The sequence below is a fragment of the Glutamicibacter sp. 0426 genome, from assembly GCF_001906485.1.
Lineage (GTDB): Bacteria > Actinomycetota > Actinomycetes > Actinomycetales > Micrococcaceae > Glutamicibacter > Glutamicibacter nicotianae.
In genome coordinates, this window is sequence record NZ_MPBI01000001.1 from 898,015 (window position 1) to 919,718 (window position 21,704).

General features: G+C 57.7%; 21 protein-coding genes. 10 read left to right on the top strand and 11 right to left on the bottom strand.

What is annotated here, in order from left to right:
• Window positions 1-679: 679 nt before the first annotated feature.
• From BKX98_RS04255 to BKX98_RS04270, 4 genes are all read right to left on the bottom strand, one after another.
• Window positions 680-2,347, bottom strand: coding sequence for a ubiquinol-cytochrome c reductase cytochrome b subunit (locus BKX98_RS04255; RefSeq protein WP_038991077.1), 1,668 nt, complete (start codon window positions 2,345-2,347; stop codon window positions 680-682).
• Window positions 2,348-2,349: 2 nt separating this feature from the next.
• Window positions 2,350-3,399: a ubiquinol-cytochrome c reductase iron-sulfur subunit gene (locus BKX98_RS04260; protein ID WP_066138349.1), complete on the bottom strand. Its 1,050-nt coding sequence runs from the start codon at window positions 3,397-3,399 to the stop codon at window positions 2,350-2,352.
• Between the two features lie 70 nt (window positions 3,400-3,469).
• Window positions 3,470-4,264 carry a c-type cytochrome gene (locus tag BKX98_RS04265; protein ID WP_073706237.1) on the bottom strand — a complete coding sequence of 265 codons (795 nt, stop codon included), beginning with the start codon at window positions 4,262-4,264 and terminating at the stop codon, window positions 3,470-3,472.
• 76 nt (window positions 4,265-4,340) lie between these two features.
• Window positions 4,341-4,979 (bottom strand): heme-copper oxidase subunit III, encoded by a 639-nt coding sequence (locus tag BKX98_RS04270; protein WP_038991074.1) that lies wholly within the window; start codon window positions 4,977-4,979, stop codon window positions 4,341-4,343.
• Window positions 4,980-5,266: 287 nt separating this feature from the next.
• On the opposite strand from BKX98_RS04270, the gene trpD reads away from it, so the two are divergent.
• On the top strand, window positions 5,267-6,334 hold the full coding sequence (gene trpD / locus BKX98_RS04275) for an anthranilate phosphoribosyltransferase (protein WP_073706238.1): 1,068 nt from the start codon (window positions 5,267-5,269) through the stop codon (window positions 6,332-6,334).
• A gap of 84 nt (window positions 6,335-6,418) precedes the next feature.
• Here trpD and BKX98_RS04280 read toward each other — a convergent pair whose 3' ends face one another.
• Window positions 6,419-6,700, bottom strand: coding sequence for an Lrp/AsnC family transcriptional regulator (locus BKX98_RS04280; protein ID WP_066138340.1), 282 nt, complete (start codon window positions 6,698-6,700; stop codon window positions 6,419-6,421).
• Window positions 6,701-6,864: 164 nt separating this feature from the next.
• Here BKX98_RS04280 and BKX98_RS04285 point away from each other — a divergent pair, with 164 nt between their 5' ends.
• Window positions 6,865-7,461, top strand: a complete 597-nt coding sequence (locus tag BKX98_RS04285; RefSeq protein WP_038991298.1) for a sigma factor-like helix-turn-helix DNA-binding protein — start codon at window positions 6,865-6,867, stop codon at window positions 7,459-7,461.
• Window positions 7,462-8,004 (top strand): hypothetical protein, encoded by a 543-nt coding sequence (locus tag BKX98_RS17100; protein ID WP_052253720.1) that lies wholly within the window; start codon window positions 7,462-7,464, stop codon window positions 8,002-8,004.
• On the opposite strand, the gene BKX98_RS04295 is transcribed toward BKX98_RS17100, so the two are convergent.
• The gene (locus tag BKX98_RS04295; RefSeq protein ID WP_073706239.1) at window positions 7,993-8,367 is read right to left on the bottom strand and encodes a DUF3054 domain-containing protein; all 375 of its coding nucleotides are present in this window, start codon (window positions 8,365-8,367) and stop codon (window positions 7,993-7,995) included. The two genes, BKX98_RS17100 and BKX98_RS04295, sit on opposite strands and share 12 nt — an antisense overlap.
• A 149-nt stretch (window positions 8,368-8,516) precedes the next feature.
• On the opposite strand from BKX98_RS04295, the gene BKX98_RS04300 reads away from it, so the two are divergent.
• Window positions 8,517-9,497 (top strand): arsenic resistance protein, encoded by a 981-nt coding sequence (locus BKX98_RS04300; RefSeq protein WP_073706240.1) that lies wholly within the window; start codon window positions 8,517-8,519, stop codon window positions 9,495-9,497.
• Between the two features lie 334 nt (window positions 9,498-9,831).
• Here BKX98_RS04300 and BKX98_RS17370 read toward each other — a convergent pair whose 3' ends face one another.
• Together BKX98_RS17370 and BKX98_RS04310 are read right to left on the bottom strand one after the other, a co-directional pair.
• Window positions 9,832-10,326 (bottom strand): SRPBCC domain-containing protein, encoded by a 495-nt coding sequence (locus BKX98_RS17370; protein WP_083586609.1) that lies wholly within the window; start codon window positions 10,324-10,326, stop codon window positions 9,832-9,834.
• A 171-nt stretch (window positions 10,327-10,497) separates the two neighbouring features.
• The gene (locus tag BKX98_RS04310; protein WP_073706241.1) at window positions 10,498-10,860 is read right to left on the bottom strand and encodes a helix-turn-helix transcriptional regulator; all 363 of its coding nucleotides are present in this window, start codon (window positions 10,858-10,860) and stop codon (window positions 10,498-10,500) included.
• A 319-nt stretch (window positions 10,861-11,179) separates the two neighbouring features.
• On the opposite strand from BKX98_RS04310, the gene zapE reads away from it, so the two are divergent.
• The 6 genes from zapE (at window position 11,180) to BKX98_RS04340 (ending at window position 15,826) form a co-directional block, all read left to right on the top strand.
• Window positions 11,180-12,232, top strand: coding sequence for an AFG1/ZapE family ATPase (zapE, locus tag BKX98_RS04315; RefSeq protein ID WP_073706242.1), 1,053 nt, complete (start codon window positions 11,180-11,182; stop codon window positions 12,230-12,232).
• Complete coding sequence (gene def / locus BKX98_RS04320) at window positions 12,229-12,870, top strand: peptide deformylase (RefSeq protein ID WP_038991065.1); 642 nt, start codon at window positions 12,229-12,231, stop codon at window positions 12,868-12,870. Before zapE ends, def begins: the two co-directional genes overlap by 4 nt.
• Window positions 12,870-13,721 (top strand): putative RNA methyltransferase, encoded by an 852-nt coding sequence (locus BKX98_RS04325; RefSeq protein ID WP_038991064.1) that lies wholly within the window; start codon window positions 12,870-12,872, stop codon window positions 13,719-13,721. Before def ends, BKX98_RS04325 begins: the two co-directional genes overlap by 1 nt.
• Window positions 13,722-13,825: 104 nt before the next feature.
• A complete protein-coding gene (locus BKX98_RS04330; protein WP_038991063.1) occupies window positions 13,826-14,302 on the top strand; it encodes an NfeD family protein in 477 nt (158 codons plus the stop codon).
• A 53-nt stretch (window positions 14,303-14,355) separates the two neighbouring features.
• Window positions 14,356-15,294 (top strand): SPFH domain-containing protein, encoded by a 939-nt coding sequence (locus BKX98_RS04335; RefSeq protein WP_073706243.1) that lies wholly within the window; start codon window positions 14,356-14,358, stop codon window positions 15,292-15,294.
• Between the two features lie 184 nt (window positions 15,295-15,478).
• Window positions 15,479-15,826 carry an RNA polymerase-binding protein RbpA gene (locus BKX98_RS04340; protein ID WP_038991059.1) on the top strand — a complete coding sequence of 116 codons (348 nt, stop codon included), beginning with the start codon at window positions 15,479-15,481 and terminating at the stop codon, window positions 15,824-15,826.
• A 255-nt stretch (window positions 15,827-16,081) separates the two neighbouring features.
• On the opposite strand, the gene BKX98_RS04345 is transcribed toward BKX98_RS04340, so the two are convergent.
• From BKX98_RS04345 to BKX98_RS04355, 3 genes are all read right to left on the bottom strand, one after another.
• Complete coding sequence (locus BKX98_RS04345; protein WP_073706244.1) at window positions 16,082-16,810, bottom strand: polyprenol monophosphomannose synthase; 729 nt, start codon at window positions 16,808-16,810, stop codon at window positions 16,082-16,084.
• Window positions 16,811-17,220: 410 nt separating this feature from the next.
• A complete protein-coding gene (locus BKX98_RS04350) occupies window positions 17,221-18,825 on the bottom strand; it encodes an amidohydrolase (RefSeq protein WP_038991056.1) in 1,605 nt (534 codons plus the stop codon).
• A 55-nt stretch (window positions 18,826-18,880) separates the two neighbouring features.
• Window positions 18,881-21,679 carry an RNA helicase gene (locus BKX98_RS04355; protein WP_073706245.1) on the bottom strand — a complete coding sequence of 933 codons (2,799 nt, stop codon included), beginning with the start codon at window positions 21,677-21,679 and terminating at the stop codon, window positions 18,881-18,883.
• Window positions 21,680-21,704: the final 25 nt, after the last annotated feature.

Below are 21,704 nucleotides of genomic sequence, written 5' to 3' on the forward strand. Positions count from 1 at the left end.
GCCCACTGATGGCCAACAGAACTGCACGTTGACGGTCAGCAGCACCACTGCACACTGGCCTATCCGCGCAAGCATGGCGGCGACCGTCATCCATCGCAACAATCCAACCTCCAAAACGCCATCTCCAGGTCCTCATCAACTATTCCAACGACGGTGCCGGCCCTTGATCTCTTGAAAGTGTGTCAGGGGAGAGACGCAGCAAGTTGGCTGCTACAGGGAATAGGCCTAGATCGCTTCCTGGAGCTGGACTCTTGTCTGGGCAGCAACCACCTTGAGCAGCCACAGTCGTGAGCGGCTCCGATCCGGAATTGCGGCTGGCTGGTGGCCTCCCAGATTCATCTGCAGACGGCATTCCGCTTCCTCGCGGGTGAAGAGCAATGGAGCCTACGCGCACAGGTTGAATCAACCATCGCAGCAGGTTCTTGGCCTCACCCGGTAACCCCCAACGCCTATTGCGAACCTGGCGGGGGAGCAAGGCCTTGCTGGCCCCGGCATCGCATGCTGGCACAGCGCCAGAAGCCCTTCTAATCGACTGGGAGATCCGTGGATGGCCCCGACCTCATGTTCGCGGCATTGGCTGGCGCTCTGGTGCACACAAGGCCGCAGGAAAGATGGGTTAACGAAGGGAGAGACACACCTTGCGGTGTGTCCCTCCCTTTGTGACTAACTCGAGTCGCTGTTACTTAGTGATCGAGTCCTGCTTGTCGCCTTCGACCTCATGGTGGCCGTGGGCTGCATGAGCAGCTTCCAGCTCCGATGGGGTTACCGGGGCGACGCGGTCTTCGAAGAAGAACTTCGACAGTGCCGCACGACGCTTCTCCGAACCGGAGACGTGTCCTGCTGCATCAGGCTGAGCCGGGATGTACTGGCGATCAACGTAGTTGGTCAGCAGGTAACGCTTGTAGACATCAATTTCCTCGTGCTTCTCCGAGAAGCCACCCTCAGGCGACATCTGGATGATGCCGGCTTCGCGGCCGTGCAGGACGATCTCGCGATCCTTGCGCTGCAGCGACAGGCAGATACGGCGAGTCAGCCAGAAGGCCAGGATTGGGCCCAGGAAGAACAGCGTACGCAGCCAGTAGGTGACATCGTTCAGCGACACATGGAAGTGGGTCGCGATCAAGTCGGAGGAGGCAGCAGCCCACATGACGCAGTAGAACACTACGCCTGCCGCGCCCATTGCCGTACGGAATGGAGCGTTGCGTGGACGGTCGAGCAGGTGGTGCTCGCGGTCATCCTTGGTGACCCAGCGTTCGATCCATGGCCAGGCGAACATCACTGCGAACAGTGCGCCGGCAGGAACCAATGCTGGCAGCAGGACGGACAGCACCAGGGTGTTGTCGCCCCATGGGAATGGAATGATCCATTCGAAGCTGAAGTTGCCAAGCACACCAGGCATCAGGCGCAGAGCGCCATCAACGAAGCCGATGTACCAGTCCGGCTGGGTACCAGCCGAAACAGGGGATGGGTCGTAAGGCCCGTAGTTCCATACCGGGTTGATCTGGAACAGGCCAGCAATCAATGCCACGATGCCGAAGACGATGAAGAAGAATCCACCGGCCTTCGCTGCGTAGACCGGGCCAACAGGGAAGCCAACAACGTTGTCGTTGGTGCGGCCTGGGCCTGGGTACTGGGTGTGCTTGTGGGTCACAACCATGAACAGGTGGATCACGATCAGCAGGATGATGATCGCAGGAACGATCATGATGTGCAGCGAGTACAGACGCGGGATCACCGTATCGCCTGGGAACTCTCCGCCGAAGAAGAACATCGACAGGTAGGTGCCCACGATTGGCAGAGCCTTCATGACGCCATCGATAATGCGCAGTCCGTTACCGGACAGCAGGTCATCCGGCAGGGAGTAGCCGGTGAAACCGGCAGCCAGACCCATGATCAGCAGCACGCCGCCAACAACCCAGTTCAGTTCACGTGGGCGACGGAATGCGCCGGTGAAGAATACGCGCAGCATGTGCACGGAGAGGGAAGCAACAAACAGCAGTGCCGACCAGTGGTGCACCTGGCGCATGAACAGGCCGCCGCGCACGTCGAAGGAGATCTCCATGGTCGAGGCCATAGCCGTCGACATGCCGATGCCCTTCATCGGTACATACGAACCGTTGTAGATGACGTGCGCCATCGACGGATCGAAGAAGAAGGTCAGGAAGGTGCCGGAGAGCAGCAGCAGCACGAAGGTGTACATCGCCACTTCACCGAACATGAACGACCAGTGGTCAGGGAAGATCTTGCGACCGAATTCCTTGACAATGCCCGACGCGCCAACGCGGGAGTCCACGAAGTTCGCGATGCGACCGGTAGCGGTCGATGCTTGGTACTCGTTAGTAGCCATGATTAACCACGCTCCCAGTACGATGGGCCAACTGGCTCGTGGAAGTCACTCTGGGCGACCAGGTAGCCCTCGGAGTCCACGGTGATTGGCAGCTGCGGCAGTGCGTGGCCAGCCGGGCCGAAGATGACCTTGCATTCCTGCGTCAGGTCAAAGGTCGACTGGTGGCATGGGCACAGCAAGTGGTGGGTGTGCTGCTCGTACAGAGCAATCGGGCAACCAACGTGGGTGCAAATCTTGGAGTACGCGACGATGCCGTCGACGTTCCAGGTTTCACGCCCCTCGGAGATCTGCATTTCCGCTGGATCCATGCGCATCAGCAGAACGACGGCCTTGGCCTTTTCATTCAGCGGGTGCTCGGCCTCGTTCAGGCCTTCGGGGATCACGTGGAAAGCAGAACCGATCTGCACGTCCGAAGCCTTGATCGGGGTACCGGATGGGTCGCGGGTCAGACGGACGCCCTTGTCCCACATGGTGTGGCGCAGGGAATCGATCATCTGGCTCGCGGTGTTGCCGGTGCGATCCAGGTCGCGGAACATGAAGATTGCCGGGATTGGAGCCAAGGCAATGGCGCCGATCAGGGTATTGCGGATCAGCGGACGACGCTTGATGCCCGATTCCTCGATAACGGTATCGATGATCTCGACGGCATCCTGGCGATCTTCTTCCGAGCGGATCTCGTGGCGCATTTCCATGAGCTCGTGATCCGGCATCAGGGTCTTGGCCCAGTGAACAATACCCACACCGATACCAAGCATCGCGAAGGCGGTGCCCAGTCCCAGTGCAGCGTTCTGCACACGCAGTTCAGCGAAGGTCATCTCGCCTAGGCGGCCCAGGACGAAGTAGGCCACGAAGAAGAAGAGCGTGCCGATGATGGAGATGGTAAATAGGAGCGCTACTTGACGCTCATGTCGCTTGGCTGCGCGCGGATCGCGGTCTGCGAGACGCGGACGATGCGGTGGTAGGCCCGGATCTGGGAAACGATCCTGAGCTACATCGTCAGCCTTAGCAACGGTGCCCGAGTTTTCGGGACTGCCGTGACTATGGTCGCCCATGTTTCTCTCTCATCCTTCTGTTAGGAATTTATGTACGTAGTGATGGTTACGGCCGTGGCCGTGGTTTGCCTTAGGAAGGACGCGAGGTCAACCAAATGGTGAAGGCAATGATGATACCCAGACCTGCGGTCCAGGTGAACAGGCCTTCAGCAACTGGACCCAGGGAGCCCAGGGCTGCACCGCCAGCGGAACCATTGGCTTCAATGGTCTTCAGGAAGGTGATGACATCACGCTTCTCTTCTGGGGTGATGTTCGAGTCGTTGAACACTGGCATGTTCTGTGGGCCGGTAGCCATCGCTTCGTAGATGTGCTTTTCGGATACACCGGTCAGGGTTGGTGCGAACTTGCCGCGGGTCAGCGCACCACCGGCAGCAGCCGCGTTGTGGCACATCGCGCAGTTCACACGGAAGACGGTGCCACCGTGGGCGGCGTCGCCCTGGGTGGTATCCAAGTATTCCTCATCAGGGATCGCTGGGCCTGCACCCAGGCTTGCAACGTATGCTGCCAGCTGGGAGATCTGCTCGTCGTCGAACTGCACCGGCTTGACCTGGGCCTGTGGTCCCTGCATCTGCATCGGCATGCGGCCGGTGCCGACCTGGAAGTCCACGGATGCCGCGCCAACGCCAATCAGCGATGGACCGGAATCGGAGCCTTCGGCATTCATGCCGTGGCAAGTAGCGCAGTTGGCGACGAAAAGCTTCTGACCTTCTTCTACATCGGCCTGCGATGCAGTAGTGGTCTCAGCTGCCTTCGCTTCGCTGATGTTACCGGCTGCAGTGTAGAGACTGCCGGTAATCAGCAATCCGAACAGAAGCAGGGCCACAGCGGCGAGCGGGTGGCGGCGCTTTTTCGAAAGAGCCTTCACTTGCTGGTTCCTCACTTAGTTTCTTTGGTGTGGTGTTGCCGTACTTCTTGTTGAGGCAACTAATGAATTTAAGCTGCTACTTCAAGAAGTAGATGATCGCGAACAGGGCGATCCAAACAACGTCAACGAAGTGCCAGTAGTAGGACACCACGATGGAGCCGGTTGCTTCGAAGTGACCAAACTTCTTAGCCAGCATCGCACGACCAATGATCAGCAAGAATGCGATCAGACCACCAGCGACGTGGATGCCGTGGAAGCCGGTCGTAATGTAGAAGGCCGAAGCGTAGGAGTTCGAGTTGATGGCCACGCCCTCGCTAACGAGGACAGCGTATTCGTAGGCCTGGACCGAAACGAAGATCGCACCAAGGATGAAGGTGAGAATGAACCATTCAATCATTCCCCATTCCTTGAAGTTGAACAGCCCGCCAGAGCGGCGAGGCTTGAATTCTTCGGCACGGAACACGCCTAGCTGGCAGGAGAACGAGCTGGACACCAGGATGATGGTGTTAGCCAGCGCGAACGGCACGTTGAGCTTGGCAGTTTCAGTCGCCCATAGTTCGGGCGCGGCAGCCCGGAGGCTGAAGTACATGGCGAAGAGGGCGGCGAAGAACATGAGCTCGCTGGAGAGCCACACCATCGTTCCCACCGACACCATGTTTGGGCGGTTCGGCGCATGTGGCGCCGTCGTATTTGGGGCATGAGTCGCAGTTGTCACACTGACATTATGTCTCTAAATGGCCCTCAGATACCAATGCAAAAGCGGGTTCACGGAGGTTTGTTGCGCCACATCACGGCAACATCCGCGGAAACATGCGGAAGTACGGAGAAAACTCTTTCTACAATTCGTAGAGGTTCATTCGGCGCGTCTCACGAAACAATCATTTATGCAACGAAAGTGTTGCGTATTTAACCTTGGAAACTAGGCGATTTTAGCGACTTGAGCCACATCATTTAGCGACATGAATTGGGTGGCGCGGCCAGTGTCTCGATAGGCTTTCTCATGTGTCAACGAGCCTTGTAAACGAAAAGTTCCCGACGTGGCCAGATCTATTGGCCACCCTGATCGACGGTGGCGATCTCAGCCGCGAACAGGCCGCTTGGGCCATGAATGAGATCATGTCCGGCGAGGCGAGCGACGTGCAGATCGCCGGCTTCCTGGTTGCACTGCGCTCCAAAGGCGAAACCGTGGCCGAATTGACCGGCCTAGTGGACTCCATGGTGGCCAACGCGCGCCCATTGACCATTGACGCACAAACCTTGGACATTGTCGGCACGGGCGGCGATCGCCAGAACACGGTCAATATCTCCACGATGTCCACGTTGGTCTGCGCTGGTGCCGGCGTGAGCATAGTTAAGCACGGCAACCGCGCGTCCTCTTCATCCTCAGGATCGGCCGACGTGCTCGAAGCACTAGGGGTCCGCCTGGAGGTACCAATCGAGCGCCTTGTAGAGGTGTACGACAAGGTTGGGATTGCGTTCTGCTTCGCCAATGTCTTCCACCCCTCAATGCGCCACGTTGCCGGGGCACGACGTCAATTGCGGATACCTACCGCCTTCAACTTCATGGGCCCGTTGACCAATCCCGCCTTGCCAACCGCATCCGCCATCGGATGCTCCGACCTGGTCATGGCACCAATCATGGCTGGCGTGCTTGCAAGCCGTGGCGTGCGCGGCCTGGTCTTCCGCGGAGACGACGGACTGGATGAACTAACGACCACCGCTGCCAACCGAGTCTGGGAAGTGCGCAATGGCCAAGTCACCGAGTTCACGTTCGACGCCCAAGATGTTGGACTCGCCCGGGCGACGCTCGATGATCTCCGCGGTGGGGATGCGCAACACAACGCAGGGGTTGTACTCGATGTCATCTCGGGAGCGACCGGCCCTGTTCGGGACGCAGTTCTCCTCAACGCGGCCGCAGGAATGGTTGCGTACAGCGATACTGCTGAGGGCAGTTTCGAAGATCGCATGCGGGCCGCCATTGAAAAGGCAGCACATTCGATCGATTCCGGTGCGGCGAAGTCCGCCCTGGACGCTTGGTCGTCAACGACCCAGGCGATCGTAGGGGAGTAGCTCCTGCAGGCAGCGACAAAGCCGGTCTTTGGTTCACGACTTTACAATCAGTGAACCAAAGACCGGCTTTGTTTTCGATACCGCTTAGTCGTCTAGACCGAGGGAAAAAGCTGCTTCGAGGTCATGCTCGGAATAAGCGCGGAAGGCGATGTGGGTCTGGGTGCCGCGGATGCCTGGAATCTTGGAAAGCTTATTAGCAATGACTTCGGCGAGATCCTCGTGCTTGTTGACCCGTGCAATGGCAATCAAGTCCCAGTCGCCTGCGACGGAGTAGACTTCACTGATGCCCGAGATTGCCGAGATCTGCTGTGCGCACTCGGGGATACTGTCAGTTGCAGTCTGGATCATGACGAATGCGGTGACCATCACTATGCCTTTCGGTTCTAACTTGCCGCCTGGCAAGAGGCGGTTGATCTGGAATCAACTGTAGTCGAAAAGCCGAGAATGGCAGGCATGGCTGCATCACCAGACTTAGCAAAGTACAAGAATTTTAATTTGTAGATATAAATACAAAGTTTTATGATTGTTCCATGATTGTCTTGACTATTGACCAGCGACGTTCCCGATCCACCGAAGACAAGGTGGAAGCACTAGTCAAGCAAGCTAATGCTACCGTCCCTGTGGTCCGCCCGTTCCAGCGAACCGCCGGCGATGAGGTTCAGGCTGTCTTGGATGATGCCAATGAAGCGATTCGCTTGGCAGTGATGATGGCGGCGTCAGGGGACTGGAGCGTTGGCCTTGGTTTCGGACAGGTCGAAACGCCGTTGCCGGAAGAGACCCGGGCTGGCCGAGGACCAGCCTTTGAATATGCCCGTGTTGCCGTGGAACGCGCGAAGAACACCAACGCACATATCGCTGTTCACGGGCCATCGCATGAAGCCACCCGTCTGGAAGCTGAGCTCCAGTTAACTGCCTGCATCGTTTCCAAGCGAAGGGCCACAGCTTGGGAAGCCGGCACATTGGCTGACGAGGGCATGACCCAGCAACAGATTGCCAAGAAACTTGGAATCACTCAGCAAGCCGTCTCTTCTCGGCTGTCGGCCGCACTATGGTTTGAAGCGAATCGGATGATGGATGAAGCTGCGAAATCGCTAACCCGTCAGCTCAAGATGTTAAAGGAGCAGTAAATGCTTTGGATCGCGTGGGGGAGTCTTTGCCTAGCGGCATTCGTCTCGTGCATTTCCGCCTACTTCGGTCATGCCATGGGCAAACGAGCTCGCGTTCGTGACTGGCTCGTAGTTGGTTCTGGCTTGTTCGCACTGCTTTCGGCACTGCTGGCTGCAGTCTCCCAAACATCGATGCAGACGCAAGGGATTCCACCGGTTTACGCTATCGTCCTGAGTTCCATCTTTGCCATTAGTTTCGGCGGCCCTTTTACGGAGCTGATTTTCCGGCTTGCTGCCAAGAATGACGTCGAGCTCCAAAAGGAAGAGTCCGACCCTTCACCGCTTCGTGGCGGACTTTGGATCGGACTTCTGGAACGGACGGCAATTGTCGGAAGCCTCTGGGCTGGTTGGCCAGAAGGCATTGCGGTCGTTCTGGCGGTTAAGGGTCTCGGGCGGTTCTCGGAACTGAAAGATCATCGCGCCGCTGAACAGTTCATCCTGGGGACTTTCGCCAGCGGCCTTGTTGCCGCAGGTTCCTACGGGCTTGGACTGCTATTTATCTAAGCGCTTGGCCACCAACGAAGTTAACAGCCTACGCCCCATCAAGAACAGGCCCAGGACCAGCGAAGCAACGATAATGAATGGGACAGCTGCGGTGGAACCAAAAGCGATGCGCAGCGCTAGCCCAGCTGCTACGGTCCCTACCCAGACCAGTACGCCTGCAGGGAAGAACTTATTGATCGTGAACCATGGCCTGGACAGCAAGGTCATCACCACATAGGCGATCAAGAACGGCAGGGCTGTCATCAAGATGCCACTAAAGCTCAAGGCATGTTCATGTTCACGCCTGCCGAGCAGGGCGAAGAGAACAATCAGAACAACGTCGACAGCCATCCACAATGGCCACATACGAATAGATTCCTTCATGTACTCATCATAGGTTTACCCTGCGGACCATGAATAATCTGGTGCTGTTTCGAGCGATCTCGGTTCAGACACACGCGTGCCTGATGAAGGCTCGCCACGAATGCCCTGGCATTCCTTCCTGATGCAAGGTCTGCTCTAGCATTAGTCCCATGAAGACGTGGCCTGGCAATGCATGGATGCAAGCTCACCAGATCGCTCTCTATCTCACCGCGATCGCGGCCGGATGCGTCTTCGGCCTGGTTTTGCCTTCAGCCAGCAAGGCGCTTGAATTCACGGTCAATCCAATCTTGGGTCTGCTGCTCTACGCTACTTTCCTGAGCATGCCGCTAACACGTTTGCCCCAGGCCTTCCGGGACATCCGGTTCATGGGTGCACTGTGCACCATCAACTTTGTCGTAGTGCCGATCGTGGCGTTCGGCTTATCGCGTCTCGTGGCGGGGGAACAGCCTCTGCTCTTCGGGGTTCTACTGGTCCTGCTGGCACCCTGCATCGACTACGTCATCGTGTTTACCGGCTTAGCTGGGGGAGACAGCCAAAGGCTGCTGGCCGCCACACCCCTTTTGCTGATTTTACAGATGGTGCTTGTGCCGGCATACCTCTACTTGTTTGCTGGCCCTTCTGCAATCAGCATGATCGTTCCAGGGCCTTTCCTGATGGCGTTGCTGGGGCTCATTACGCTTCCCTTGCTCGCAGCAGCACTCACCCAAGCACTGTCAACGCGCTTTGCACGCATGGAGTGCATCGGCAATTGGGCCGACTACCTCATGGTTCCCTTGATGATGGGAACGCTGTTTTGCGTGGTCGGTTCGCAGATCTACACGGTGCAGTCCAGCTTTGCCCAATTGGCGCTGGGCATCCTGGTTTTTGTCCTTTTTATCGGCCTGATGAACATCCTTGGATACTCTGCAGGAAAACTCTTCCAGCTACCCATGGCCTCACTGCGGGCCGCGACATTCAGCGGCGTCACCCGAAATTCACTGGTAGTGCTTCCACTGGCCCTGGCTCTGCCGGCGGAGCTGGAATTAGCCTCTGCCGTAGTCGTGAGCCAGACCTTGGTAGAGCTGCTTGGCATGTTGGTGATGGTTCGCTTCACGCCGAAACAAAGCACCACATTGCAATCCAAACTATAAGCAATACACCTCGAATATGATGATGCACCGTCGTTGGGGTCCTTGAAATGAGCGGATGGGGGATGCCCATCCTGCACGACCAGAGCGGCAATTGCGCCACCAGACACAATATTAATCGATCGTTGAATCAATCCGATGAGCACTGGCCTCGTCGCCTATCCCTCCAGGAAGAAAGCGCCGAGATGGTCGAGAGTAAAACCAGCAGACCACCAATCGCGGCCCTGCACGGCGAAGGCGAGGTGAGCATCAGCTTCGTCCCAGGTGGTGTTTCTGCACGGTCATGCAAACCGTCCGCAAAGTCTAGAGAAATCGGAACCACCTGTCGGCAAAAAGATTAGGGGAGAGGTGCAGGCGAATCGCCCAAACTCTCGTATATCTCCCGATATAGATCCCAAAATTGATCCATCGACCGCGGCGCTCCCAGCAAGACGGACTCCAGATAGGTTAGATGCGTTTCCCACCCAGCCAAGTAAGTTGCGACGTCAACGCTGATATTTGAGTGGGTGAGCACGAGTTCAGCTCCGATCGGGACGGACCGCAGAATCCAACTAACCTTCGATTCCGATTCTTCTGGAAACTTCCAGGACATCTCAAGGGCCGTCGCTGGATCAATCCGCTCAATCAGGCTTTCGCAGATATAGCCTTCCGCATGTTCGATTTTCACAGTCGAACCCACGGCAAGGTTGCCAGCGCGGTGGGTACCCAGCCAGAGTGGCAAGGTCTGGCAGCCAGTCAGCACATTCCAGAGTCGGTCAGCCGATACGTTGAAACACCATCGAAGAACTACCGAATCCGACGAATCGTCCGCGAACTTTCGGCTGAGTGGCATATGAAGACACTACGTCGATACTTTGACGTCGCCAAGGGGAATAGCGCACTGAAACCCGAATCGGGGAGGCCTAGATTTCCACTACTTTACATAATGTAGATTATCGGCTTATCAGAAATTCGGCTGGAAGTGGCTGCATTCGTCCCATTGGCCATGCATTTCCACAGTTGCTTATTGGTCTTCCTCTAGGCGCGCATCCTGCAGATCAAGCCGATGCTTCGCGAAGTCCAAGGTCTGCCGGATGAACTCCCGCGATCGCTCGTCGTGCATCGAGTAAATTACGTGACGTCCGGACTTCCTTGTTTGAAGCACACCCGCGGCCCGCAACCTGGACAGCAACTGGCTGGCGACCGTTGGGCTGACGCCAATCAACTGGGCCAGATCAGACAGAGATAGGTCCTCCATGGACAACGCCCAGAGCATCTGAAGTCTTGCCGGATCAGACAAGGTCTTGAGCACGGTTACCGACATGTCCAAGAGATCACTGGAGACGATCCCGTCTTCAGTCGTTGGGACAATGAATTCGCTGGTCATCTCACGCACTCCCTCTCCGCCATTCGCCCGCCCTGGCCTGATCCAACCATTGCGGTCCAGCCCTATGGGTGTGTCCATTATGGCCACGGATCGCGATAAAGCGATAGATACGCAAAAAATTCACATGGCTTGCGCGGTTTCATGGTCAAAACCGTGAGCACTCCCCTGCTTAAATCATCCATTTAGTTATACACGGCATAACCGGTGACTAGTAGTTTTGACCAGAATTTCCTAGCACAAAGCTTTCGTGCCGTCTCCAAAGGTGGCGATTGCATCACAGAAGATTGGTCGTATCAGTGCCCGGTGGCAAAATTTAGATATGGCTAAACCGCTGCTAGGCATTCCCCACAGGAATAAGTACGCTCGTCGGATCCGTGAATCGCTCAAGCTGCAACATATCGAAGCTGATACGGTCCAGAGTGAACTGATCGACCTTCTTGAACGCACTCTGCGCGCGCAGTCGCCCGCCAAACACCCCGGTGTCTATATTTACGGCCCTCCAGGCCGCGGCAAGACACTCATCATGAACACCCTGGTCTCCGTCTTGCCAAACGCCACCACGGCGCGCTTCCATTTCCACGAGTTCTTCCAGCGTTTGAATTCGCCGGTCAACCGCGTCCCTGGACAGCCACTGGGGGCGATCTTCGCGCAAGGGCTTGAGCGCGAACTTGCTGGAATCGAAGTCCTGGTTTTCGATGAATTCCATTGCACCGAACCCGGAGATGCGATGTTCATGGCAAAACTCATCCGGCATTGCACGGAGCATGGAATCCAACTGTTCACCACGTCGAACTACGGTCCGGAGAACCTGTTGGATGATGACACGTTCCATCACCTGGTGCAGCCAACCATTGACCGGATTCAACGGGACTTCATCGTTTTTTCCCTGGATCATTCAGTTGATTATCGCCAGCTCGCATCCGATCCAGGGCTCGCTCCTGACGGGTATCGGAAAGGCTCACTGAATCTTTTCGAGACGCCAGACGACATGCCACTTCACGATACGATGGTCGAGATCGGCTACGACGAAATCGGTCCTGCGCACTTGAGGGCGGATGAAATCTGGATCAGCTTCGATCAAATCAGCCGAACCCGCCGCAATACTGCCGACTATCTGGAGCTGGTAAGCCGGTATTCGTGCTGGCATATAACTTCCATCCCAGCGAGCTCCACCTTGCCGATGGATGAGGAACGTCGACTAGCGAATCTCATCGATATCTTCTATGACAAGAACGTGGAAGTGCACCTGTACGCCGCGGACAATCTCGGCGATCTTGGCCATATGCTGCATGACACCGAAAGGGCTCGACTCACTTCGCGGCTGGCCCAACTGCAGCTCAACGAGTACGAACGGACTTGCGTTTCCCGATGAACACCCCATACACCGCCCAGGACATCGAGATTTTGGTTCGAGAAGTCCTGGACACGGCCAACGATGATCTCGTTTTGCCAATCGTCCAGCTAGGTCATCCAGTTCTCCGCCAGCAGGCCGAAGCCTACGACCACCAGCTGCCACAGGAATTGCTCGAAGAACTGCTCGATGCGATGCGCCAGACCATGTACGATGCTCCTGGCGTAGGCCTCGCAGCGCCTCAGGTGGGTATCCCCCTGCAGATCGCGGTACTCGAAGATCTCTATCCAGTTCCAGAGGAAATTGCTGCGCAACGAGAGCGTGAACCGCTGGATTACTTCGAGATCTTCAACCCTGCTTATGCTGCCGCCACGGATCGTGAAGCAGTGTTCTATGAAGGCTGCCTGTCCTTCGAGGGATTCCAAGGCGTAGTCACCCGCCCCGCCGATATCACCGCAAATTACCAAGACCGCGACGGCCAGAAAATCACGCGCAACTTCTCCGGCTGGCAGGCCCGCATTTTCCAGCACGAAACCGATCACCTGTCGGGCACCGTCTACATCGACAAGGCCGTAACCCGCTCCTTGATCAACGAGTCCGAACTGTGGCGCCATGAAAGCATGGACGTCGCAACTGCACAAAAGGTACTGAAATTCTAATGTCCTCCGGCGCTACCAGCGTTACCTGTCCGGTATGCGAGCAACCCCTAGGCTACACAGGAACCCCGGGCAAAACCCTGAGCTGCGATGCAGGGCACCGCTTCGATGCCGCAAAACAGGGCTACTTCAATTTCTTGACTGGCAAGGGAACCAATTTCCTCGAAGACACCTCGGCCATGGTTCAGGCCCGTGATGCGTTCCAAGCCAAGGGGCATTACGAGCCTCTGGCGCTCGCGCTGTCCCAGCTGATCAATAGTCATCACCACGGAAGTTCTCTCGACGTGCTGGATGCGGGCGCAGGTACTGGCTACTACCTAGCAAGAATCCTGGAACACTCCCCCGCTGACGAACGTGATGCGTTGGCCTTGGACATCTCGCGCTTTGCAATGCGTCGAGCCGCGAAAGTTCCCAGCACGCTCGCCGTGGTCTGGGATGTCTGGCGAAAATTGCCCACGGCTGATCGATCACGCGATGTGGTGCTCAACTGCTTCGCTCCGCATAACCCCGCCGAGTTCCAGCGCGTGCTCCGTCCCGGTGGGATATGCATTGTGGTGACCGGTGAACCAGAACATCTGAACGAAGTCATCGAGCCGCTGGGCATGCTCTCCGTCGCTCCAGGCAAGCAAGCAGCCCTGATTGAAAAATTTGATGCCGAAGGATTCCGCCATCTCGAATCCACGAAGCTGTCCTATCGAATGAATTTGAATACGGATGATCTCTTTCAACTGGCATTCATGGGTCCATCCGGTCACCACCTCTCCCCCGAATTGCTGCATCAGCAAGCTGTCGAACTGGGTGACCAGGCGGTAACCGCCTCCTTCGGAGTACACGCATTCGTCACGCAGGGCTAGAAAATACCCATAAATGACTACACTCTTTACCCGACATCTACGGCAGAATGTAGGAAAGACCAGTTACGGCTGGTCAGGGTCCTAACAGAATTTAGGTGAATGCCATGACAACCGCCGAATGGATCATCAGCAACGCTTGGGTGATCTGGCTGGCACTGTTCTTGCTGCTGGCGATCATCGAGATGCTATCTCTTGATCTCTACTTCATCATGCTCGGCGTCGGGGCCCTAGGTGGCGTAGCGGTCGCACTGCTCAGTGGACCCATATGGCTGCAGGTTCTCGTATTCTGCGTTATTTCATTGTTGATGATCTTCTTGGTTCGACCAATCGCGGTCAAGCATCTACGGAAATCACCCGAGGGATTCCGCACGAACATCGAGCGGCTCATTGGTGCGGATGCACTAATTCTTGAACCGACCTCGCGCATGTCGGGTTCGGCCAAGATCCATGGAGAGATTTGGACTGCCCGCGCTGATTCGAGCGTTCCGACCATGAATCCCGGTACGTATGCCGTGGTTTCCCGTATCGACGGGGCAACTGCGTACCTGACCGCGAAGTCCCCGGACCCCGCAAACGGCTAAATTGCCTGACGCCCCAAATTCATCACTACTGCACAAAGAAAGAGAGTACGACCATGAATTCAGATGGTTTTGGCTTGACTATTGTGCTTGTCGTTCTGGCAATCTTCGTGATTGTCGTCCTGTTGCGCAGCGTGCGTATCGTGCCACAGGCACGTGCTGGCATCGTTGAGCGGCTCGGCAAGTACAACCGAACCCTAAACCCCGGCCTGACGATCTTGATACCCTTTGTGGATCGCTTGCTGCCCCTGCTGGACCTCCGTGAACAGGTTGTTTCCTTCCCGCCACAGCCAGTCATCACCGAAGACAACCTGGTCGTTTCGATTGACACCGTGGTCTACTTCCAGATCACCGAGCCACGCGCGGCCACCTATGAAATCGCCAACTACATCCAAGCTGTCGAACAGCTGACCACCACGACGCTTCGTAACGTCGTAGGTGGCCTGAATCTGGAAGAGGCCTTGACCAGCCGCGACCAGATCAATGGCCAGCTGCGCGGCGTGCTCGACGAGGCCACCGGCAAATGGGGCATCCGTGTTTCCCGTGTCGAGCTGAAGGCCATTGATCCACCGCTGTCGATCCAGGACTCGATGGAGAAGCAGATGCGTGCCGAGCGTGACCGCCGTGCGGCCATCTTGACCGCTGAGGGCACCAAGCAGTCCGATATCCTCACCGCCGAGGGTGAGCGCCAGGCAGCGATTCTCAAAGCCGAAGGTGACGCACAGGCAGCCATCCTGCGCGCGGATGGCGAGTCCCAAGCTATCCAGAAGGTCTTCGACGCAATTCACGCAGGACGCCCGGACCACGAGTTGCTGGCCTACCAGTACCTGCAGACCCTCCCGAAGCTTGCCGAAGGCACTTCGAACACCCTGTGGGTCATTCCGAGTGAACTGACCGAAGCGCTCAAGGGCATCGGCGGAGCACTGGGCGGCAACGGTTCAAGCAGCAAACCTGCGGCTCCGGAATCGCCATCAGCTCCCGACAGCAACCTCTAGCGACAACCGGTTGAGAACCGAATAGCCGTCTGCGGCGAGGTGCATACGATGCACCTCGCCGCAGACGCGTATAATGGATGTTTTGGCACCAAGAATTATCTTCACCTCTAGTCGGAGGGAATGATTTCAGAATGCCAAACGTTGGTACGTGTAGCGAATTCTTCAAACATCGCGGAGGGAAAACATGAGCGATCGCAGCCTACGAGGCATGCGCCTGGGTGCACAGAGCATGGAATCTGAGGCAGGTGTGGAGCCGGCTGCCCGTCAGCGCGTGGAATACCGTACCGAAGAGGGCGAGACCGTCTTCGTCGTCTTCGCTGCAGAAGCTGAAATTCCAGCGACCTGGCACACCAAGACCGGTAAGGAAGCCAAGCTCGTCCATGGCGAAGCCAAGGCCGAAGAACCAGGCAATGAGAAGCCTGTCCGTACCCACTGGGACATGCTTCTCGAGCGCCGTTCCGAGGAAGAACTGGAAAAGACTCTGGCTGACCGCCTCCAGCAGCTGCGTGCTGCGCGTGGAGAAGCCGTCTAATCTCCCCCACTGCCGGTTGGATGCCGTTTTGGCAAGTCCGCAAGGGTTTTAGTCGAGGGCCCGGTTTGACAGCATTATTGCTGTCAAACCGGGCCCTCGAACTTGTACCCGAATGGCTTGAGCCCAAACGCCGATGGTGATGCGTAATTTGCGGACGCTGTAAGGCGGATGCTTGAAGCTTTCCGATACTTCTGGGTTAAAGGGAACTGGCGTGCAACGATTCTTCGTTGCACGCCAGTTCCCTATGCCAAGTATTTACTTCTTGGAAGTCAGCTTCTTCCACCGGGCGCCCAAGCCCCAGCGGGTGACATTCCACATTGCTTCGAATACGATGTTGCCACTCATCTTCGAGGCGCCCAGTTCGCGCTCTACGAAGGTGACCGGAACTTCAACGATCTTCTTGCGCAGCATGGCCACGCGGAAGGTCATATCCACCTGGAAGCCGTAGCCCCGCGACTCAACTGCATCGAAGTCGATGGCTTCCAAGGTTTCGCGCTTGAAGGCACGGTAGCCTGCGGTGATGTCACGCAGCGGCAAGCCCAGCATGGTACGCGAGTAGAAGCTGCCGCCGCGGGAAATGATCTTGCGCAGCAACGGCCAGTTAACTACTTCGCCGCCTTTGACCCAGCGCGAACCGATCACGAGATCCGCACCTGCAGCGCTTGCCTCCAGAAGGCGTGGAAGCTGCTCTGGCATATGCGAGCCGTCAGCGTCCATCTCAACCAGCACGTCGTAGTCGCGTGCCAGGGCCCATTCGAAACCTGCGATGTATGCGGCGCCTAGGCCATCCTTGCCGGTACGGTGCAACACATGGATACTCGAGTCCTCAGCAGCCATCTTGTCTGCCAGTTCTCCGGTGCCGTCGGGCGAGTTATCATCGACGATCAATACATCCGAGTTAGGAACTGCGGTACGCAAGCGTCCTACGGTCAGCGGAAGCGACTCCAGTTCGTTGTAAGTCGGAATGATTGTAATGACGCGCACGCGGCGGCACCTTTCTTGGTATTCGACACAAAGCTTGTTGCCTGCTCGGCTTCGGCCCATGGCTTCAGCAGGAATCTAGGCCAACAAGAGTTAATCCAAACTCAAATTATAGTCATCAATTGCAAGCCAGCGATCTTCGGACACCGTGTTAACGAACGATCCTCAGTGACTTCGGCCCTATTCTCTACGTCGAAAAGCACAGAGAATGTTATCTAAGGTCACTGAGGATCGTTGTATAAATTGCGTCGTTTCCAACGCAATGAATGTGCATCTCGAAGAGGCGCTTAGTCCAGCCTAGTGCGTACCCCACCTAGCCTGTCAACCATCAAATGACTTCACTCTTTATCTAGACAGCACTAGTCAGAATAAAATTCGTGAAATTATTCCACTTATTGAGCAACTGTTTCGCTTTAGGCTAATTCCGCTGGTTCGAGCGCATTGAAAAGCGTGACTCCAGCGCGTACTGTACGCAGGCACTGTGGAATCTCCTCATCAACCACCGGGAGCATCGGAGTCCCAGCACGGGCGTCAGTGCTCCAAGAACTAATTCGGACATCCGGGGTTTGCACAGCAAGTTCAGAGGCAGTCCACACCGCAAAGGTCGCCGGTGCACCGATCACGAGCTGCCCGGCAAATGGGTTCATCTCGCCCATGGCTCGATAGGTGGATCGAGTCTGCGCCAGGAAGGCCGCACGTGCAGAGATTCGCGCGTCGGCATTCGCCATGTTCATGCCGGCGCGCACAACCTGCCAGCCGTCGACCTCGGTGACCGGGGCATCAGAACCAAGCACCAGTGGGACACCGGCGGAGAGCATGGCCGAGAGGTTGTTCATTGAGCTTGCGCGCTCCCCCAGGCGCTGCGCATACATGCCGTTCGAACCGCCCCACGCCTGGTCGAAGACCGGCTGCATGGAAACCATGATGGCGTACTTCAGCAAACGGGCCCGCGAAGCGTCATCAACCATCTCGACGTGTTCCAGACGGTGGCGGCACATCTGCAGCTTGGCTACGCCAATCTGCTCGGCGGCCAGATCGAAACCTGCCAAGACCTCGTCCAGGGCGCCATCGCCGATGACATGGAATGCTGCCTGGATTCCCCGGGAACTGCACGCAACCAGATGGGCCGCGATCTCCTCGCGCTTCAGGTACAGGCAGCCACGTTCACCTGCCAGATCGCTATACTCCTCACGCAGGTATGCCGTGTGGCTGCCCAGCGAACCATCCACGCGAAGGTCGCCTCCCAAGCCCAGCAGCTTGCCTTGCGGGAACGACGCGACTATTTCCTGGGCGATGTCCGGATCGCTGACCAGTTCACCCCAGTAGGCATGCACCTGCGGCAGCTCAGGGTTGTCGATGGACAGCAGCTGTTCCAGTGCCTCGCGGCCTTCGATATGCGGGGCCGCCATCTCCACAACGCTGGCGAATCCACGCGAGGCATAGTGCTCCAGTGCCAGGCGCTGGTATTCCTGTTCGGCTTTCTGCGCGCCGGCCAGTGCTTCACGCACCGCGTCGTGATCCGCACCGGCAACGATGCCGGAGACAAGGTGCCCCAGATCCAGCAAATCCAGCAGTTCCCGATTCACCAATGCGCTATGCACATCCCGGCGGGCCAGATAGTAGCCACGGCCTCCAGCGGCACTGGTCAGGTCGGTTTCCGCAGGCAGTTCCTGGTTGGCCCACGCGGAGTTGTCCCAGCCCTGGGCCAGTACCAGCTTGGTAGACTTCTGCGCCTGCTCGGCGACGAGGGACAGCAGCGACGAACCCGAGGTAGCTGCCCCCAGGTCGGCGCCCGACAGGGTCCGGCCCAGTGCGGCAAGGTGGGTATGGGATTCGACGAAGGCGGGGGTGACCAGGCCGCCCTTCAGGTCGATCACTTCGTCGACGGCCGCCGCGTGGCGTTCAGCCGCGTCCTCGCCGCCCAACCAAGAAATGGTGTCGCCGTCCACCACCATGGCGGTCGCGAATGGATCGGCCGCCGAATAGATGGACCCGTTTCGGTAGAGTGATTTTGCCATCAGCGTCTCCCTTTTCTCCTGCACTGGCTAATAAGTGTTCGACTGGACGACCTGGCTAGTCCAGCACATTCGAGTAGGCCACGACGCCGCGCTTGATCTGGTCCACTGCCTTGTAGGCGTTGCGCACCAGCAAGGGCGGAAGGTCGGAATTCTTGGCGAACTGGTCCAGCGTATCGATGACCTGCTTGGCCCAGCGCACGAAGTCGCCCGGTGCCAGATCGGTACCGCGCAACGCGCTGTTCAGGCTCGAGCCCCGCGCCCACTTGTATATCGGCCAGATCAAGCCGGATTCCGGCGGAGCGGTCGGGTCGAGGTTCAACGCCTCTTCAGCATCCGAGAGTTCGCCCCAGATCTTGATGGTGGTGTTCCAGATGTCATCAATCTTGCCCGTGGGCATTTTCGGATCGGCACGATCCATGTCCCGGCGCGCCTGGTAGACCAGGCTGGCCACCACTGCGCAAAGTTCTTCGGACTTGAGCTGGGTCAATTTTCCGGTCTCCAGGATCTGGCTGGTGAGCAGGTCGCGGTCGCCATAAATCCGGCGCAACCGGCGGCCCGAGTCGGTCAGCACGAAATCTTCGCCGCCGTCGGATGGAACAAGGTATTCGAACTGCTCCAGCACCTTGCAGACCTTGTCGAACTGTGTGGCAATGGTATTGGTCCGTCCGCGGATGGCGCGACGGGCCTTGTCCGTATCCTTCTTCAGCTTCCAGTACCTGTCGGCCCAGCGCATGTGCTGGTCCTTCTCCGAGCAGGCGTGGCAAGGATGGTCCTTGAGCTCAAGGCGCAGCGCATTGATTTCACGTTCGAAAGAATCCGATCCTTCGAAATCGAAGCTCTGGGCATCCTGGCGCGGAGGACGCGACTCGTAGATCGCGTTGCGCAGGGACGAAGCGAGGTCCCGGCGCTCCTTCGGCGTACGCCCGCTGAAGCCCTTGGGAATCTTGATCCTCGAGATGATCTGGACTGGTCCGTTGAGGTCTTCTACCGAGAGCCGGCGAAGCTGCGCTTCTTCGGTCAGGACCGTATGGCGGGGGTTGTACATTGCCTTATCAAGCTCGACGACCACGGCACGGCCAAAGCGGCGTCCGCCGGGCAAGTCAACCACATCTCCGCGGATCACTGCCTGCAAGGACTGCTCTGCTGCCGAACGGCGCTGGTGGCGGCGGTCCTTGGCAGCATTCTTCTCTACTTGCGCCAGATTCCGCTGCAGTTTCAGGTACTCCGTGAAATCACCGAGATGGCATTCCATCGACTTCGCGTAGCCAGCCAGGGATTCCTCCTTGGAACGAACCTGGCGGGCCATCCCCACCACGGAACGGTCCGCCTGGTACTGGGCAAAGGACGACTCGAGAATCTGCCGGGTCTGCTCACGGCCAAACTGCGCCAGCAAATTGGTCGACATGTTGTAGGTCGGGCGGAACGAAGAATTCAGCGGATAGGTGCGCTTCGAAGCGAGGCCTGCCAAGGACTCCGGCTCCAGATCAGGGTTCCAGAGGACAATTGAATGGCCCTCAACGTCAATGCCACGTCGCCCCGCACGCCCGGTGAGCTGGGTGTACTCCCCCGAGGAGATCTGCACATGGGATTCGCCGTTGAATTTCACCAGCTTCTCCAGCACAACCGAACGAGCCGGCATGTTCACGCCCAGCGCGAGGGTTTCTGTCGCGAACACCACCTTGATCAGGTTCCGCGCAAAGAGGTCCTCGACGATTTCCTTGAAGATCGGCAGCAGGCCTGCGTGGTGCGAGGCAAATCCGCGAACCAGTCCATCGCGCCAAGACCAGAATTCGAGAACGTCCAGGTCTTCGCTGGGGATCCGGTAGGCAACTTCATCCAGAGCCTGGGCAATCTCGGCCGCTTCTTCATTGGTCGTCAGGCGCAGGTCCGCCATGGCGCACTGCTGGACCGCCATATCGCAGCCCTTGCGCGAAAAAATGAAGAAAATCGCTGGAAGCAAAGCGGCACGGTCGAGCTTGCCGATCACCGCAGGGCGGCTGATGCGATGCCCCATCCCGGATCCACGCTGGGGTCCGCGGCCGCCACGGCCTCGGCCGCCGTTTCCGCGGCCGCGCTGCACGCGTCCTCCAGGACTGTGCGAGCGGACGAGCTTGCGCAGTTCGGGGTTGACCGAGGCTTTTGATTCGTCTTCGGCGACCTTGTCGAAGGCCACATCCTCGGCAAACAAGTCCACCACATTGGGGCCGACCATGACATGCTGGAACAGCGGCACCGGACGATGCTCGGAAACGATGATGTCGGTCTGGCCACGGACGGTATCCAGCCAGCCGCCGAATTCTTCGGCGTTGGATACGGTAGCCGAGAGCGAAATGATCTGCACGTTGGACGGCAGATGGATGATGACTTCTTCCCAGACGGCGCCGCGGAATTTATCCGCAAGGTAGTGGACCTCGTCCATGATCACGTAACCCAAGCCGTCGAGGGTCTGGGAATCCGCATAGAGCATGTTGCGCAGCACTTCGGTAGTCATCACGACGATCTGCGCCTCGGAGTTGATCGACGTGTCGCCGGTCAGCAATCCGACCTTCTGGGCACCGTAGCGGTTGACCAGTTCCGAATACTTCTGGTTGCTCAACGCCTTGATCGGCGTGGTATAGAAAGCTTTGCGGTTCTCAGCCAGCGCCTGGTAGATGGCGTATTCGCCAACTACGGTCTTGCCGGCGCCGGTGGGTGCGGCGACCAGGACGCTGTGCCCTTCTGCGACCTTCTGGCAGGCTTCGGCCTGGAACGGATCCAGGTCGAAGGAGATGCTGGCTCGGAATTCCGGAAGTGCAGTGCCGTTTTCGACCTGCCGTGCCTTGGAAATCGCGTAGCGTTCCGCGGGTGAAGTCACTTGTGGTCGTTCACTTTCTCGCCCT